The sequence below is a fragment of the Spiroplasma endosymbiont of Nephrotoma flavescens genome (assembly GCF_964030835.1).
In the GTDB taxonomy this organism is placed as follows: domain Bacteria; phylum Bacillota_I; class Bacilli_A; order Mycoplasmatales; family Nriv7; genus Nriv7.
In genome coordinates this window covers 1045496-1063492 of sequence record NZ_OZ034982.1, presented here as the reverse complement: position 1 = coordinate 1063492, position 17997 = coordinate 1045496, and the positions used below count along the sequence as shown (strand labels likewise).

Genomic DNA, 17997 nt, shown 5'->3' with positions numbered 1-17997 from the left:
TAAACTATTGAAGTATTTATAATTAATTTTGGTTCTCCTTCTTGTGTCAAAGAAATTTTTGCTTCCCCATTAAAAGTTTAAACAATTATTTTTTACAAAATATTTAATTTATTACTCCCGTTATGGTTATGAAGCGATTGTTCCTAAAAAACTTAATATTTTATGATTTTTATTTTACTTCATGAAACTCAATATTACCATCAAATCCTTGTTTTAATGACCTATGCGCACTCCCATTAAAAGTTATACTATCATCATTATTTATGATAATTTCTTGTGGCAAAAGATTATATTCTTTTAATTTTTGCATAATTTCTTTAATTAAAATTTCAAATGATTTTTCTTCATTGCTTGTATTTGTTATTTGTGAAGTAATGTTACCATAAATATTTTGTGTTAATTTTAATGTTACTTGCGCTAAAACTTCATCTAATGAAGCAGTAACCTTAATCTTTTGATTTGGGTTAACTTCAATTTCTTGTGACGGTAATTCCACTTCTGAAACTTCTTTATATTCATTTGTTTTATTACTTGAAAAATCAAATGTATTACTTAAGGTTTTTGTTTCAGATGATGTTTTGGTTGATGAAGAGCTATAACTACCCCCGGTTCCGGCAGTAGCAGAAGCTTCTGCAAAAGGTCATACTGTTGCACTTGCACTTAATTCAATATTTCAATTATGTTCCATACTTGAAATATAACTTTGTTCTGTGTTTTTCTCTTCACCTTCAGTTCTGCTTAAACCTGTTGTAATTTGAGAATTTATGGTTGTTTCTTTTGTATATTTACAATTTGGCGTTTTCATTTTCTGTTTTTCAGCTAAATTATGAAATAATGTGGTTGTTCCAAAACAAATACTTTTGCTATTTTTATTATATATTGGTTCGATATTTTTTGTTGCTGTTACATTTGAATATATTAGATTATTTGTATTAATATTTTTAATTTCTTTTATAGTAATTCCTTGATTTTTATCTCTAAAACTTAAAAATATACCTTTTTTAATTAATTCATTTAAATTAATAATCTTATTTTGTTGATTATTTATTGTGTAGTAAATTTTCTTTTCACCAATATATTTGTTGCTATCTGTTCTTGCTTTTACTAAAAATGAATTATTTTCTTTTTCAGCTATTTCCAATTGCGAAATATCCAAGTTAGGATTTAAATAATTTAATTCATTTAAAATAGAAATATTATTAACATTATTAAGCTGGTTTATAAAATTTATTTTAATAAAATCATTTAATAAATGTTTTTCTGCTGTTCAGCTACCCATTTTTACTAAATATATTCCGTTGGTTGTTCCAAAATAAACATCCCCAACATTTCTACCATAACCAACTTTTTCAAATCGATAAATTGCTGTCACCGGATATGGTATATTATATTTTCATTTTCCTAAACCATTAACATAGTATACTTCTCCGTTAATAGTTCTAACAAATACTGCACCATTACCATTAATATGGTCAATTTCAGTAATGCCAATATTAATACCATTAATTTTTGACGGATTAATTCAATTGTTTTGTGCTGTTGATAAATATATTCCGTTGGTTGTTCCAAAATAAACATCTCCAGCACTTCTGCCAAAACCACCTTTTTCAAATCGATAAATTGCTGTCACCGGATATGGTATGTTATATCAACCAATTGTTCCATTAGCATCCATAAAACACGCTTTACCACTAATAGTTTTAATATGCACACTATTCTCATGCCCGCGATCTGTTTGAATAGATACTATTTCTTCATCAATACCATTAATTTTTGACGGATTAATTCAATTGTTTTGTGCTGTTGATAAATATATTCCGTTGGTTGTTCCAAAATAAACATCTCCAGCACTTCTGCCAAAACCACCTTTTTCAAATCGATAAATTGCTGTCACCGGATATGGTATGTTATATCAACCAATTGTTCCATTAGCATCCATAAAACACGCTTTACCACTAATAGTTTTAATATGCACACTATTCTCATGCCCGCGATCTGTTTGAATAGATACTATTTCTTCATCAATACCATTAATTTTTGACGGATTAATTCAATTGTTTTGTGCTGTTGATAAATATATTCCGTTGGTTGTTCCAAAATAAACATCCCCAGCACTTCTGCCAAAACCATCTTTTTCAAATCGATAAATTGCTGTCACCGGATATGGTATATTATATTTTCATTTTCTTAAACCATTAAGATAATACACTTCTCCGTTAGTGGTTCTAACAAATATTGCATCATTATTGTTAATGTGTTTTCATTCAGCTATTGAAAATTTTATATCATTAATATTAATTTCATTATTATTTTCTCTTTTATTTCTAATTAAACTTTCTAAATTATTTGTTTGTAAATAATGAATTTCACTACTTACTAATTTTGTTTTTTGTTCTTGTGCCAGATGTGGTTTGTTCGCAACAATGCCTGATATTCCGCTTCCGACTATTGTTACTGTTCCTAAAATTTCTAGTAATTTTTTCATTTATTAAACCCTTTTTATGAATTTTTGCTAATTAATAAAATTTATAGTACTTTTTCCCTTTCTCCAAAAAATTAATCTAGAGTCTCTTTGCCTTGGAATTTAATTATATAACATTAAATAATAATTTCTATAATTTTTTCAGGATATTGAATACTAGTTCTAAAAAACGCTGAATTATACTTGTAAGTGCAAGTAAATAAAATTGCAAAAGATTTCATATAAAAATTTCATGATGCTAAGTTTATTTTAGAAAAAGTAAATTTAAGGAGTTTTTATATGGGATACAAACATCTTGGCATAGATGAAAGAATTTATATTGAGAATCAATTGAAATTTAAAGTAAAAATTAGTGAAATAGCTAAAAATCTTAATCGAAGTATTAGTACTATTAATCGAGAAGTTAATAGAAATAAAGATAATAATCATTATTTTTCATTAATTGCACAAAATAAAGCAGAAAATAGAAAACAATTACATGTTTATTTTCATAAATTTAAAAATAGAGAATTAGTAAAATATGTACAACAAAAATTATTATTAGGTTGATCGCCTGAACAAATTTATGGCAGAATTAAAAATTTTCATCAAGAATGAATTATTAGTTTTAAAACAATTTACAATTGAATTTATTCTGGATTACTTGAAAAGGTTACTAGTAAAAATTTAAGAAGAAAAGGTAAGAAACGAAAATCTCAAGAAAATCGGGGTAAATTTAATGGTAAATCCATTAAAGAACGAAATGTTAATAATCGCATAACTCTTGGCCATTGAGAAGGTGATACTGTAGTATCATCACGAGGTAAAAGTAAATCATGTTTAATAACTTTAGTTGAAAGAACATCAAGATTTACTTTAGCAATATTAGTTGAAAATAGAACTACTAAAGTTATTAACAAAAATATTAGTCAGTATTTATCAATTCTTCCAAATAATCTTGTTAAGACTATAACATTTGATAGGGGTAAAGAATTTGCTAATTGACAACAACTTGAAAAAAATTTAAATGTGAAAATTTATTTTGCTGATGCATATTCACCTTGACAAAGAGGTACTAATGAAAATACTAATGGTTTAATTAGAGAAAAATTTCCTAAAAAATTTAATTTTTCAAACACTACTAAAAATGCAGTTCATAAATTTATATTGTCTTTAAACCAAAGACCAAGAAAAATACTAAATTATCTTTCGCCAATCGAATATTTGGTTAGAAAAATAATTTAGTTGCACTTAACTTTACAATTTGGCAAACATTTATCATTAAAGCAAAAAAATAAGCTAACTAAACTTTATTAAAGTTACTATCAAGAAAGGTAATTTATTATGTTAAAAATTAATAATAATGTAAAAAACCCAGAAAATAAACATTGATTCAGTTTATTTATAACCCATAAAAATATGTACACCAACAAATGCGAACAACTAGCTAATGAATACGAAAAATTAGATGAATACTTATATAAATATCATTATCGGTTAAAACAAGGTTATAAAGTAGTTCATTTTGCCTCAAGAACAATTATTACAATTTTTGGTGAAGTTATTTTTAAACGACGCCGATATAAATATTGAAATCAAAAATCAGGTAAATTTGAATATGTATGTTTACTAGATAAAGAAATTGGTTTATTGCCCAAACAACGCATTTATTTTGATGTCCAATTTAAAGTTTTAAGTCTTTTGGGTGATGGCAAACGCTATCGCGATATTTTAGATGCTCTAAATCATTGTTATATTTCAAAAGGTAGTATTTCAAATATTTTAAATAAATACGATATTGCCGAATATTTTCAACTCGCAGAAAAAGAAACTAAAACTAGAATTGATGTTAAAAATAAGGATTTATATATTCAACTAGATGAGACATTTTTAGCGACATTAGATCAGAAAGTTAAACAAGACCAAAGAATTCGTTTAGTTACTTTTCATACCGGGCATAAAGAAAAAAATTACAAAAATGCTCGTAGAGAATTAGAAAACAAACGAGGTCATTTTCTAATGTTAAAAGGTGGTAAACGAATAAATACTATGGATTATCGTGACTTATTAATTAGAGAATTACAAAAACATTATGTGAATATTAATTATGACAAAATAATTGTTTGTGGTGACGGTGCTACTTGAATTAGAGAAATTGCCAATAGTTTTGGTAATGTTAGATATATTTTAGATGGGTATCACGCTATTAAAAAATTAAAACAAACGGCATTTAATATTATTTTTGAAAATCGCAAAGTAACACTAAATAGTTGAATTGAATTATATAAAAATGGAAATCATCAAGAATTGATAAAAAACATTCGTAATGCCGCTAAAAATGAATTAAATAAAGATATTAAAACAAATTTAAGGAGGGCGAGTAATTATTTCAGTAATAATAAGCACGGCATTCATAATCAAAATTTAGAATGAAATATCGGTTGTAGCATCGAGAGTGATGTATCGCATTTAGTAAAACAACAATTAGGGTATGGGGCAAAAATATATAATCATAAGAATTTAAATAACTTATTACATTTAAGAATGGCAAATTTAAACAAATTAAATGTATTACATTATATTAATGAAAATATTAATTCAGAAATAGAAATCAGAAAAGAAATATATAAAAATTCATTATGAAATAAATATAATAATAAAAATGATGATAGTTGAATTAATTATAAAGGTAATGCTGTAACAAATAAATATAATAAATTTAAGTAAGTAAAAATATAAAATTAATATATATTAGTGAAAATTTAATAATATTAATAATTTTTATTGTGTAAAAATTCAATAATATGATAAAATAGTAATGAATAAAAATGACAATAACAAGAAAGGTATGGTTAGTTTAGTAATTAAATAATATAATTAGCTGATTGTTTTACTTCTTCAAAGCAATACCTAAGAAAACTAAACGCGACCAGATTGCAATTGTTATTGGAAAAACTGAACTTTTTTATATATAATTACTAGTAAACATATATAGAAACGAGGACATATTATGGAGTTGAAAGCTATTGGTGCTTCAAACGGAATTGCCATTGCTAAAGTATATAAGTTAATTGAACAACGAATTGAAGTTGAAAAAGAACAAGTTACTAATATTGAAGAGCAATTACGAAATTTAGAGCAAGCGTTGGATATATCGCTTACTGAAATTCGGAAATTATATACCGAAACTCTTAAAAAGCTTGGTGAAGATAAAGCTAAAATTTTTATGGCTCATGAGCAAATTATTAGTGATCCCACTATTATTGATGAAATAAAACAGATGATTACTAGTGAACAAGTTACTAGTTCGTATGCGAGTTTCGTTATTGCTAATAAATATATTGCGATGTTTAAAGCGATGGATGACGCTTATATGCGTGAAAGAGCAAGCGATATTGAAGATGTTACTAATCGTTTAATTAAGCATTTATTGGGAATAAAAATTCAAGATTTAGCAATTATTGATGAAGAAGTAATTATTGTTAGTTCTGATTTAACACCATCGCAAACAGCACAATTAAATCCGGAATTTGTGAAAGGATTTCTTTGTGATATTGGTGGTAGAACTTCGCATGCGGCGATTATGGCGCGTAGTTTAGAAATTCCAGCGATTGTAGGATTAAAAGATATTACTAGTAAAGTAGAAAATGATGAACTAATTATTATGGATGGAAAAACTGGTGTTGTCATAACTAATCCTAGTAGTGCTCAACAAGTTGAATGAAAAGAATTGCAAACGCAATGAAAAATTAAGCAACAACAATTGCAAAAATATAAGGATGAACCAACGATAACTTTAGATGGGCATAAAGTTACTTTAGAAGGAAATATTGGTTCTTTTCACGATGTTGATAGTGTTATTGATAATGGTGGCAACGGAGTGGGATTATTTCGTTCGGAATTTTTATATATGAATAGTAATCAATGGCCAACAGAGGAAGAACAATTCCAAGCATATAAAGCTGTCTTAGAGAAAATACCTAATGATATGGTTGTTATTCGGACACTTGATATTGGTGGTGATAAGCATTTATCGTATTATCAGTTTGAATCGGAAATGAATCCTTTTTTAGGTTATCGTGCAATTCGTTTGTGTTTAGATCAGATTGATGTTTTTAAAACGCAATTGCGAGCATTACTAAGAGCATCGGTTTATGGTAAATTAGCAATTATGTTTCCTATGATTGCTACTGTGAATGAGTTTAAAGAAGCTAAAGCCATAACTTTGCAATGTAAAGAAGAATTAAAGCAAGAAAATATTGCTGTTAGTGATGACATTCAAATTGGAATGATGGTTGAAATTCCTGTTGCTGCGGTAATGAGTGATATTTTTTCTCAATATGCTGATTTTGTTTCGATTGGAACTAATGATTTAATTCAATATGGAATTGCTGTTGATCGAATGTCACCGAAGGTATCATATTTATATCAACCTTATAATCCAGGAATATTAAGACTAATTAAAATGACAATTGATGGTGCTCATTTAAATAAGAAATGAGTTGGAATGTGTGGCGAAATGGCAGGAGAAATTTTGGCATTACCATTATTATTAGGAATGGGATTAGATTACTTTTCAATGTCATCAACATCAATATTAGAAGCAAGAAAAATTATTAATAGTTTAACTAAAAAAGAGACAGTTATTCTTGTGAATGAGGCTTTAAAATGTCATAATGAAAATGAAGTAATTACTCTTGTTACTAAATTTTTACAAGAAAAGAAATTAATTTAATGTTTTTAAATATGATATTGGCAACGACAACAATAAATAAGAATATGGGTATTGCTTTAACTGTTAGTTGTCTTATTTTGACAATTTTATGTTTTGTTATTCATTGACTGTTAGTAACAAAATATTTTTCAAAAGTTGTTTATAAGGATACATTGTGATTTTTTATTAAGAAAAATATTTTCTTTTTATGTGGATGTATGTTTATTCTTGGGTTTATCGCTTCCTTAATTTCTGTATTGAGAATATTTAGTTAAAATATATATGATAAGAAAGGATACATTATGATTTATTCACATCGTGCTTTAGAAAAAAAGTGACAAGAGTATTGAAAAAATCAGCAAATATTTAAGACGCCTAGTAATATGGCAACTAAAAAAACTTATATTCTTGATATGTTTCCATATCCATCTGGTGCTGGATTACATGTTGGTCATTTAAAAGGTTATATTGCTACTGATGTAATGGCACGATTTCGTAAGATGCAAGGTTATGCTGTTTTGCATCCTATTGGTTGAGATGCGTTTGGTTTACCAGCTGAACAGTATGCTTTAAAAACAAAAAATAATCCTGTAAGTTTTACTTTGGAAAATATTAATAATTTTCGTCATCAATTGCAACGCTTAGGTTTTTCTTATGATTATAATAAAGAAATAAATACTACTGACCCTAATTATTATCAATGAACACAATGAATATTTTCACAAATTTATAAAAAAGGTTTAGTTCAATTAAAATGAAGTGATGTTAATTGATGTGAAAAATTAGGAACAGTTTTAGCTAATGAAGAGGTTTTAGTTATTGAAGGAAAAATGGTTTCTGAAAGAGGTCATTATCCGGTTATTAAAAAACCAATGCAGCAATGAGTTTTAAAAATAACTAATTACGCTTCAAGACTATTAAAAGGATTAGATGATTTAGATTGACCTAATTCCGTTAAAGAATTACAAAGAAATTGAATTGGTGAACGATTAGGGGCATTAGTGGATTTTAAAATTCAAAATTCATTAGAAAAAATTTCAGTTTTTACTACAAGGTTGGATACGATTTTTGGTGTTAGTGCTATTATTTTAGCACCAGAGCATCCATTAGTAGTTTCGCTTACTATTAAGAATAATGAGCAACAAATGAATGAGTATTTATCAGAAGTTAAAATGAAAACTAATTTAGAACGCCAAGAGTTAAATAATGATAAACAAGGGGTATTTACGGGTAGTTATGCGTTGCATCCGTTAACAAATGAATTAGTTCCGATTTGAGTTGCTGATTATGTGTTATATCATTATGGAACAGGAGCAATAATGTGTGTTCCCGCACATAGTGCTGAAGATTATCATTTAGCATTAAAATATAATTTACCAATAAAGATTGTTATTGAAAATGATAATATGAAAATGCCAATAACTGGTGATGGTATTCATATTAATTCTCAGTTTTTGAATGGACTAAATAATGAACAAGCCATTAGTAAAATTATTAATGTTTTGGAAGCAAAAGCAATCGCTAAAAAACATACAACTTATAAATTACGCGATTGATTGTTTTCGCGCCAAAGATATTGAGGTGAACCGTTTCCAATTATTTTTTGAGATGATGGTACCACTGGTTTAGTTGATGAGTTAGATTTACCGGTAATATTACCATTAACAGATAATATTGTTTCAACAGTTAATGGTCAGTCGCCGTTGGCAAATATGGTTGATTTTGTTAATGTTACTAGAAATGATGGTGTTAAAGGCAAAAGAGATACAAATACAATGCCACAATGAGCAGGTAGTTGTTGATATTATTTAGCATATATTTTGAAACAAGATGATGGTAGTTTTATTCCCTTAAATAGTAAAACCGCGTTTAAATTATTGGAACAATGATTACCAGTTGATTTGTATGTTGGTGGTCAAGAACATGCGGTGTTGCATTTACTATATGCTCGATTTTGACATCAAGTATTGTATGATTTAAAAGTTGTTCCGACACCTGAACCTTTTATGAAACTTGTTAATCAAGGAATGATTTTAGGTGTTGATGGTGAAAAGATGTCAAAATCAAAAGATAATGGTGTCAATCCCGATGATATCATTATGACGCATGGTGCTGATGCTTTACGCGTTTATGAGATGTTTATGGGACCATTAACAGCATCAATGCCATGAAATATTCAAGGTATTGATGGTACAAGGAGATGATTAGATCGGATTTATCGTTTAGTAACTGAACATCTTGCTTGAATTATTAAAAATAATGATGGTCAAATGGATAAAATTTATCATCAAACAGTGTTTAAAGTAACTACTGATTTGGAAAATTTAGCTTTTAATACGGCGTTATCATCATTAATGGTTTTTGTTAATGCTTGTTATAAAACAAAGCAAATTTATTTACCTTATTTTTTAGGATTTATCAAAATGTTAAGTTTATTTGCTGTGCATTTAGCAGAAGAATTATGATTAATATTAGCCCAAGAAAGTAGTGTTGCTGTTCAAAAATGACCTGAATATGATGCTAAGTATTTAGTGAAAGATGAAGTTGTTGTTATTATTCAGGTTAATGGTAAATTACGAGGAAAATTAAATGTTGTGCCGAATTTATCACAAGAAGAAATTTTAAAAATTATTCAAAATGATGACTATTTACAAAAAATTTTATATCAATATGAAATTAAACAAACAATATTTGTAATGAATAAAATTATTAACTTTGTTACTAAAGTAGTGGATAAACACGATGATTAAGCGAGCGATTATTTTTGCGGCCGGAGTTGGCAGAAGATTAAAATTAAATCATCAACATAAATCATTATTAAATATTAATGGTGAAATTTTAATTGAAAAAATAATAACTAATTTATTAGTGGCTAAAGTTAATGAAATTATTGTTATTACTGGTTATCGTCATCAAGATTTTTTATATTTAGTTGATAAGTATGTGCAAGTTAAGCTTGTTCATAATGCGCAATATGAAAATGGTTCTAGTGCCTATGCTGGTTATTTAGTTAAAGATTACTTACAAGATAATACAATTATTATTAGTGGTGATATGGTAATGGGGCGAAATTTTTTTATGAATTTAACAGCAAAACCAATTATGTGTGCCGTTAAACGAGTAACTAAAAAGATTGATTGAGTGTATAATATAGGTAATAACAATAATATTATTGGTTATGAAAAAAGTAATAATATGCATAAGCTATTATTAGGTGAATGGTCATTGTTAGATGAACGATGAGCAAAGGCGATTAGAGAACAATTGCAAATTAAGTTTGCTAAAAATGAGATTTCTCAATATCAAATGGTGGATATTCTTATTGCTAGTGCTTTAAAAAATAAAATTGTTATTGCTCCTTATATATTAAGTGAAGATGACCAATGAGATATTGATACACCAGAAGATTTAGAAATTTCAGTTGCTAAAACGATAAAAATTTCATAGTTATTATTGATATATTTAGTTTAAAGAGATTGTAATAATTTCTTAAATTAACTAAATAATATTTAATTTAGTTATTAAAAATAGAGTGGAGGTTATTGCTTGAATTTTAAAATAAAAAAATTTTTAGAATTTATTTTTAAATTTGCTGAATTATACTTGTAAGTGCAAGTAAATAAAATTGCAAAAGATTTCATATAAAAATTTCATGATGCTAAGTTTATTTTAGAAAAAGTAAATTTAAGGAGTTTTTATATGGGATACAAAACTTTACAATTTGGCATTTAAATAGAAAAGGAACGGTTTATATGTCGTCAAAACTTGGATTTAAACAGTCTTTAGGCAGTTTTTGGAGTAACTTTAAAGAAAAAAGTCAAGGTGTTCTTCAAAAATTATCTAAAGCATTTATGTTGCCGATTGCGTTGTTACCAATTGCGGGATTATTTTTAGGAATTGGAGCAACAATTGAAACACTTGCTAAAAATGCTGATGCAGAAGCCTGAGAAACTTTTGGTACATTTTTAAAAATGATGGGTGATGTCCTATTTGCTAATTTACCAGTATTATTTGCAATTTCAGTTGCAATTGCTTTTACTAATGATGCGGGAGTTGCAGGTTTAACCGCATTAATTGGTTTTCTAATTTTTGTTGTTGTAATTGCTGTCTTTATGAATCAAGGGGTAATAAACTATAACTATGTTTTAGCATATGTTGATGATGCGGGTAAAGATCAGAAGATTGTAGTTTCATTAAAGGAATTATATACGGGAAAAGATTTAATACCAAAATTAACTGCTGAATTTAGTAAATTATTAGGAGGAACATTGGGCGGAAAACCAATTGAGGATACTTTTTATCAAGTAATATCATCAAGTGAAACGCCGATTAACTATAATTTATGATTTTGAAAAGGTGATTTAGCAGTTGATAATAAATTAACGACATCAATTTTAGGTATTGGACCAATACTAAATTCAGGAGTATTTGGAGGAATTATTATTGGGGCGTTAGTTGCTTTTCTTTACAATCGCTTTTATCTAACAGAATTACCTTCTTATATTAGTTTTTTTAGTGGCGTAAAATTTGTCCCAATTGTGGTATTCTTTGCTGTTATTCCCTTGGCGTTTATTTTTATTTTAATATGACCGCCAGTTGGGGCAGCATTTAATTGATTTGGGCGTTCATCGGGAACATTACCTGTGGGATTAGATTCATTATTTTTTGGATTAATTGAACGGTCATTAATTCCTTTTGGATTGCATCATGTGTTTTATGCACCATTGTGATGATCTGGTGCTGGTGGAGCGATTAGTGACTTTGCTAGTACTGGGGATGTAGCTAATCCATTAACTTTAACAGCTGTTGGTGACCAAACAGGATTTATGGCAGTTATTGCTGATGGAAAATTAACATTGCAAGATATGTGAGGTCGGGGATTACGACTAGGACGATTCCAAGCAGGTAAGTTTCCCTTTATGATGTTTGGATTGCCAGCAGCAGCAGCAGCAATGGCATTGACGGTACCTAAGGAAAATCGAAATACAGCATTAGGGGTATATGCTTCTGCGGGATTAACCAGTTTCTTAACAGGAATTACTGAACCGTTAGAATTTAGTTTCTTATTTGTGGCCCCGTGGTTATTTTATGGGATTCATGTGCCATTAGCGGGAATATCATTTATGTTAATGAATGTTTTACAAGTAAAAATTGGAATGACTTTCTCTGGTGGAGTATTAGACTGAATTATTTATGGAATTGTTCCAAGTTTTAGTGGTCAAACAACTAATTGATGAGTTGTACCAATTGTTGGTGCAGCCTATGCAGCGATTTATTTCTTCTTATTTTATTTCTTGATTTTACGATTTAATATTAAAATTCCGGGAAGAGAAGCTGTTGATGGGCAGATTCATTTATTTACAAAAAAAGATTATCAAGCAGCAAAAAGTCAATCTAAGAATATGTCGCCAATAGAAGATAATATTATTAATGATGAAAAAGAAAAACTTAAAGATAAGAAATCTGGAAAAGGAATTGTTACAGCAGAAAAAATATTAGCTGCTTTGGGCGGAGCAGAAAATATTGAAAATATTGATGCTTGTGCTTCAAGATTGCGAGTGCAAGTCGTTGATATGAATAAAGTTGATGCTGGCGAATTAGAAATTTTAAGTACTAAGCCTATTAAAAAGAGTGGTAAGAAGCAAGTGGCTGTAGTTTTTGGTGGTCAATCAGATATTTGAAAAAATAAAATTAAGGAAATTTTGTATCGCTCTTCTTCCGCAGAAAATAGTAAAAAGTAATAAATATTTAGTAGTAAATAGTAATTAATTAAGAGTGAATTTAAAAAAAATGCCAAATTGTAAAGTTAAGTGCAACTAAATTATTTTTCTAACCAAATATTCGATTGGCGAAAGATAATTTAGTATTTTTCTTGGTCTTTGGTTTAAAGACAATATAAATTTATGAACTGCATTTTTAGTAGTGTTTGAAAAATTAAATTTTTTAGGAAATTTTTCTCTAATTAAACCATTAGTATTTTCATTAGTACCTCTTTGTCAAGGTGAATATGCATCAGCAAAATAAATTTTCACATTTAAATTTTTTTCAAGTTGTTGTCAATTAGCAAATTCTTTACCCCTATCAAATGTTATAGTCTTAACAAGATTATTTGGAAGAATTGATAAATAATGACTAATATTTTTGTTAATAACTTTAGTAGTTCTATTTTCAACTAATATTGCTAAAGTAAATCTTGATGTTCTTTCAACTAAAGTTATTAAACATGATTTACTTTTACCTCGTGATGATACTACAGTATCATCTTCTCAATGGCCAAGAGTTATGCGATTATTAATATTTCGTTCTTTAATGGATTTACCATTAAATTTACCCCGATTTTCTTGAGATTTTCGTTTCTTACCTTTTCTTCTTAAATTTTTACTAGTAACCTTTTCAAGTAATCCAGAATAAATTCAATTGTAAATTGTTTTAAAACTAATAATTCATTCTTGATGAAAATTTTTAATTCTGCCATAAATTTGTTCAGGCGATCAACCTAATAATAATTTTTGTTGTACATATTTTACTAATTCTCTATTTTTAAATTTATGAAAATAAACATGTAATTGTTTTCTATTTTCTGCTTTATTTTGTGCAATTAATGAAAAATAATGATTATTATCTTTATTTCTATTAACTTCTCGATTAATAGTACTAATACTTCGATTAAGATTTTTAGCTATTTCACTAATTTTTACTTTAAATTTCAATTGATTCTCAATATAAATTCTTTCATCTATGCCAAGATGTTTGTATCCCATATAAAAACTCCTTAAATTTACTTTTTCTAAAATAAACTTAGCATCATGAAATTTTTATATGAAATCTTTTGCAATTTTATTTACTTGCACTTACAAGTATAATTCAGCAAATTAAATTCACTCTTTTTTCAGTTGAATTTAAAAATTAATATGTTTTAATAAGAGAAAGAAGCTGAAAGGATTGATTATTAAATGATGAATGATAAGTTAACTAAGTTATTAATTATTTCGAGTTTATCAATAGGAGCTACAAGCAATTTAGGTACTATTAATAATATTAAAAGTAAAGAAGAAAAATCTGTTGATGCTTTAAATCTTATTATCAATAAAACAGTTGATGAAGAACAATGAGAACAGAATATTAAATTTATCTTAGAAGATTTTATTTTTTCAAAATCGTTGATTTTTAATTGAACTGTTAATACTCTTAAAAAAGATTTTAATATTTCTGAACAACAAAAACAACCATATAATTTTTCTTTAACGGATGCTAAATATTATTACAAAATTCTTAATGATGTTAGAAGATTTATTGATAATCAGTTAGATATTCGGTGAAGGGTTGATCTTGAAGTTAAGAAAATTAAATGAAGAGCTAGTAATGTGGATTTAACAGCAGTTTTAATTAGTTCATTTGATTTATATGTTGATCGGCCCTTAACTAGTTATTTAGATGTGTATTTGTGAAGTAATAAAATGCAGAAGCATTATTTAGCAACAGGTCTTAGTTATAATGTTGGATTTAATATTATAAAATAAATTATTAAGGTAAGATGATGGGATATATCACTTTTGTTTTAATGACAAAAGTGATTTTTTCACATATAATTAAAGATATATATAATATATGAAAGGAAAATAATTAAATGTTTAGTTTTGGTAATTTTTTTAAAAAAAAGCAAATTGAAATTTTATCACCAGTAGATGGTGAAGTAATTAATATTACTGATGTTGATGATGAGGTGTTTAATGAAAAGATGTTAGGTGATGGTGTCGCATTAATTCCTGCTGCTAATGAGTTTTATGCACCGTTTGCAGGTACGATAACTTCAATATTTCCTACGAATCATGCTTATGGAATTCAACATCGAACAAAAGTAGAATGTTTACTACACATTGGTTTAGATACGGTTAATTTAAAAGGTAGGGGGTTTGAACCAAAAGTTAAACAAGGTCAAAAAGTAAAGGCTAATGAATTATTAGCAGTTGTTAATTGAAGTGAAATTGCTGGTGAGATTAAATCAAATCAATCGCCGTTAATTTTTTTACCTGATAGTTTAAAAGGTAAAAAAATTACTAATATTAAATTAGGTGCTGTTAAAGCTGGTGAAGTTATTGCAATAATTCAATAAATTATTTAATAAAAAAGATGAATTCATTGAATTCATCTTTTTTATTAAAATTAGTATTATTTAGAATTATTTTTTAAATAAGTGTCATATAGTTTTTCAACTTCTTCTCAGTTAATAATGTCAAAAAATTTAGTTACATAAGTTTTACGGTCGTTACGATAGTCAATATAATAGGCATGTTCTCAAACATCAATACCGATTAAAGGATAGGATTTTAAAAATCAAGGATTATCTTGGTTAAAGGTGTTAAAAATTTTTAATTTGCCATTACGATCAATTAATAATCATGTTCAACCACTACCAAAGACTTGTAAGGCGGCGTCACGCATTTTTTCTTGTCATTTTTCCATTGACCCGTAGGTTTCTTCAATAAGAGTTTTTAATTTATCATTACTAATTGGTTTGTCTTTGGCTAGGATACTAAAAAAGAAATTGTGGTTAATTAATCCGCCACCAAATTGGCGAATACCAACATGGCATTCATTTGGTAAGGTTAAATAGTCGCGCATTAATTGATTTAGATCGGTAGGTTGATTGTTATTTTCTAATTTTGCAAGAGTATTATTTAAACCATCTTCATATGCTTTGTGATGTTTGTTGTAATGATAATCCATGGTTTCTTTAGATATAATTGGTTCTAGAGCATCTAACGAATAATTTAGTTCTTTTCTTTGAAACATTTATAATTTCCTCCTTTTAATAAATTAATTATATACACATATACTATATAAATGTATAATAATTGTATAAGAAAGTAAAAATGGAGTAAGGTTTAAAGATGAGTTCTGAAAGTTTTTCGCATTCCCAACAATTAAAGTCGTGCAAATGATATCGTCCACAGTATCAAATTCCAAAAACTTTTGTTGATGATTTACAGGTTTATAATTATAAACTGTTTTCTAAAGTTAGTACTTGTTTATTTCTCATAACAGTTTTTGCTCTTCCAATAATTTTTGATTTACTTCGGATTTATGTTTTAAATAATAATAACTATATTTTTTTATTTTTAATTCTTAATTTAGTTTCGTATGGTTTTAGTTTTGGATGATTAATGGTTGAAGATGCAAAAAAATTTATTAATAGTGGTGCTTGAGCAATTTATTTATTTGTAGCTTCCCAAACAGTTAGTACGATTTTATTTGCTATTTTTATTAAAACATCGCCATTATTTTATGAGCAAGTTGGTAATAAAATTGAACTTACGAATGCTGGTTATGCTCTTAGTTCTTTTATACAAAGCATTACTGGATTAGTAACAATTTTTATAATTTTGTTTTTTAGTAAGCAGTTAGCAAGTAAGATTGGTAATACATTACTTTATAATGTGCTATTAGTTGCTATTGTGATTATTATTTCTTTGTTAATTATTTTTCAAGTTACTACTGTTTTTAAGTTTATTAATGATGCTATTGGTACTAAGAAATCTGCTAATCAAACTGAAATTGAAAAATCTTTAAGTACTATTAGTGGCAAGATTGGTTTATTTATTATGGTTGTTATTACAGCACCATTATTGGAAGAATTAGCAACTAGGCATAGTATTTTTATGCTATCAAGATATCGTTGATTGGGATTTTTTATTTCTTCTTTTTACTTTGCTTGAATGCATGTCCGCTTGGCTGGCGATATTCAAAATATTTTTAGTTATTTAGGTTTTTCTTTGTTGTTGTCATTACTATTTATTTTTAGTCGTGAGAATGTAACATATTCATTTGTAATTCATTTAATAAATAACTTGATTAGTTATACAGTTTTGGTTGCGACTTAGGATGGTACAATTTGTTATTGAAGAAAATGATGCTCATCAAACAATTATTAAATTTATGCGTAAAACTTTTAATACTGTTCCTTTACGACTAATTTATAAGTTATTTCGTTTAAAAAAGATAAAATTAAATGGTGAAGTTATTAGTGATTTAAAGTATTATTTAAAACCTAATGATACGATTATTGTTTTAGATAATTTAATTTTTAAAGATGAAGTAGAAAAACAATTTGCTAGTCAAATTGTTTTGACAATTATTTATGAAGACGAATATATTTTAATTATTGATAAACCCCATAATGTTTTAATTCATCATCCCGTGGGTGATTGTTTAGATTTAGCAGTTCGTAAGTATTTGCAAATTAATAACAGTTATTCTTTTACTATTAGTCATGTACATCGTTTAGATAAGTTAACAAGAGGCTTAGTAATTTATGCGAAAAAGAAAATTGCTTTAAATATTTTTCATCAATTTTGAAATCAAAATAATATTACTAAAAAATATTTAGCATTATTAGCTACTAATAAGGAATTACCATTAGTTGTTAAAGGTTATATATTTCAAGATATTATGCAAGGAAAAATGGTATTTAGTCCTAAATTAGAATTGCCAAATTGTAAAGTAGCAGTAACGAAGTTTAAAATGTTTAAAAAAGTATTAAAGTTTAGTTGATACGAGATCCAACTGATTACGGGAAGAAAACATCAAATTAGAGCATCTTGTGAGTATTTAAAAACACCGATTGTGGGTGACATTAAATATGGTTCTAAATATAATTTAAATGATCGCATTATGCTTTTTGCTTATAAGTTAGAGTTTAAAAATTTACCGGTTCCTTTGGATTATTTAAATAATAAACAATTTGTTTTATCAGATATTGATAAGATATTAGAAATAAATAGCAGAAAAATTAATTAAGTTTGTGATAAAATGATTTAAATTG

13 protein-coding genes are annotated in these 17997 nt (G+C 27.1%); 10 read left to right on the top strand and 3 right to left on the bottom strand.

The genetic code is table 4. The features are described from left to right. Positions 1 to 169 precede the first annotated feature (169 nt). A complete protein-coding gene (locus AAHN02_RS06150) occupies positions 170 to 2485 on the bottom strand; it encodes an ETX/MTX2 family pore-forming toxin (RefSeq protein ID WP_342277693.1) in 2316 nt (771 codons plus the stop codon). A 276-nt stretch (positions 2486 to 2761) separates the two neighbouring features. On the opposite strand from AAHN02_RS06150, the gene AAHN02_RS06145 reads away from it, so the two are divergent. The 6 genes from AAHN02_RS06145 (at position 2762) to AAHN02_RS06120 (ending at position 12916) form a co-directional block, all read left to right on the top strand. Next, entirely contained in the window at positions 2762 to 3706 is a 945-nt protein-coding gene (locus tag AAHN02_RS06145; protein ID WP_342277692.1) for an IS30 family transposase, read from the top strand. A 99-nt stretch (positions 3707 to 3805) separates the two neighbouring features. Then, positions 3806 to 5188, top strand: a complete 1383-nt coding sequence (locus tag AAHN02_RS06140; RefSeq protein ID WP_342277691.1) for an Mbov_0401 family ICE element transposase-like protein — start codon at positions 3806 to 3808, stop codon at positions 5186 to 5188. 283 nt (positions 5189 to 5471) lie between these two features. After that, the gene (gene ptsP, locus AAHN02_RS06135; RefSeq protein WP_338966736.1) at positions 5472 to 7196 is read left to right on the top strand and encodes a phosphoenolpyruvate--protein phosphotransferase; all 1725 of its coding nucleotides are present in this window, start codon (positions 5472 to 5474) and stop codon (positions 7194 to 7196) included. A 281-nt stretch (positions 7197 to 7477) separates the two neighbouring features. Further along, on the top strand, positions 7478 to 9925 hold the full coding sequence (leuS, locus tag AAHN02_RS06130) for a leucine--tRNA ligase (protein WP_342277690.1): 2448 nt from the start codon (positions 7478 to 7480) through the stop codon (positions 9923 to 9925). Next, on the top strand, positions 9918 to 10622 hold the full coding sequence (locus AAHN02_RS06125; protein WP_342277689.1) for an NTP transferase domain-containing protein: 705 nt from the start codon (positions 9918 to 9920) through the stop codon (positions 10620 to 10622). Before leuS ends, AAHN02_RS06125 begins: the two co-directional genes overlap by 8 nt. Positions 10623 to 10927: 305 nt before the next feature. Continuing rightward, positions 10928 to 12916: a PTS transporter subunit EIIC gene (locus AAHN02_RS06120; RefSeq protein ID WP_342277688.1), complete on the top strand. Its 1989-nt coding sequence runs from the start codon at positions 10928 to 10930 to the stop codon at positions 12914 to 12916. Positions 12917 to 12991: 75 nt separating this feature from the next. Here the strand turns inward: AAHN02_RS06120 and AAHN02_RS06115 are convergent, their stop codons facing one another. Then, a complete protein-coding gene (locus AAHN02_RS06115; RefSeq protein ID WP_342277687.1) occupies positions 12992 to 13936 on the bottom strand; it encodes an IS30 family transposase in 945 nt (314 codons plus the stop codon). Positions 13937 to 14131: 195 nt separating this feature from the next. Here AAHN02_RS06115 and AAHN02_RS06110 point away from each other — a divergent pair, with 195 nt between their 5' ends. Further along, positions 14132 to 14695: a hypothetical protein gene (locus tag AAHN02_RS06110; RefSeq protein ID WP_342277686.1), complete on the top strand. Its 564-nt coding sequence runs from the start codon at positions 14132 to 14134 to the stop codon at positions 14693 to 14695. 107 nt (positions 14696 to 14802) lie between these two features. Next, positions 14803 to 15288, top strand: coding sequence for a PTS glucose transporter subunit IIA (locus AAHN02_RS06105; RefSeq protein ID WP_338967416.1), 486 nt, complete (start codon positions 14803 to 14805; stop codon positions 15286 to 15288). 56 nt (positions 15289 to 15344) lie between these two features. Here AAHN02_RS06105 and AAHN02_RS06100 read toward each other — a convergent pair whose 3' ends face one another. After that, on the bottom strand, positions 15345 to 15968 hold the full coding sequence (locus AAHN02_RS06100; RefSeq protein WP_342277685.1) for a superoxide dismutase: 624 nt from the start codon (positions 15966 to 15968) through the stop codon (positions 15345 to 15347). A gap of 98 nt (positions 15969 to 16066) precedes the next feature. Between AAHN02_RS06100 and AAHN02_RS06095 the strand changes: the two genes are divergently transcribed. Both AAHN02_RS06095 and AAHN02_RS06090 read left to right on the top strand, forming a co-directional pair. Next, complete coding sequence (locus tag AAHN02_RS06095; protein WP_342189978.1) at positions 16067 to 17056, top strand: CPBP family glutamic-type intramembrane protease; 990 nt, start codon at positions 16067 to 16069, stop codon at positions 17054 to 17056. Between the two features lies 1 nt (position 17057). Then, positions 17058 to 17972, top strand: coding sequence for an RluA family pseudouridine synthase (locus AAHN02_RS06090; protein ID WP_342277684.1), 915 nt, complete (start codon positions 17058 to 17060; stop codon positions 17970 to 17972). Positions 17973 to 17997: the final 25 nt, after the last annotated feature.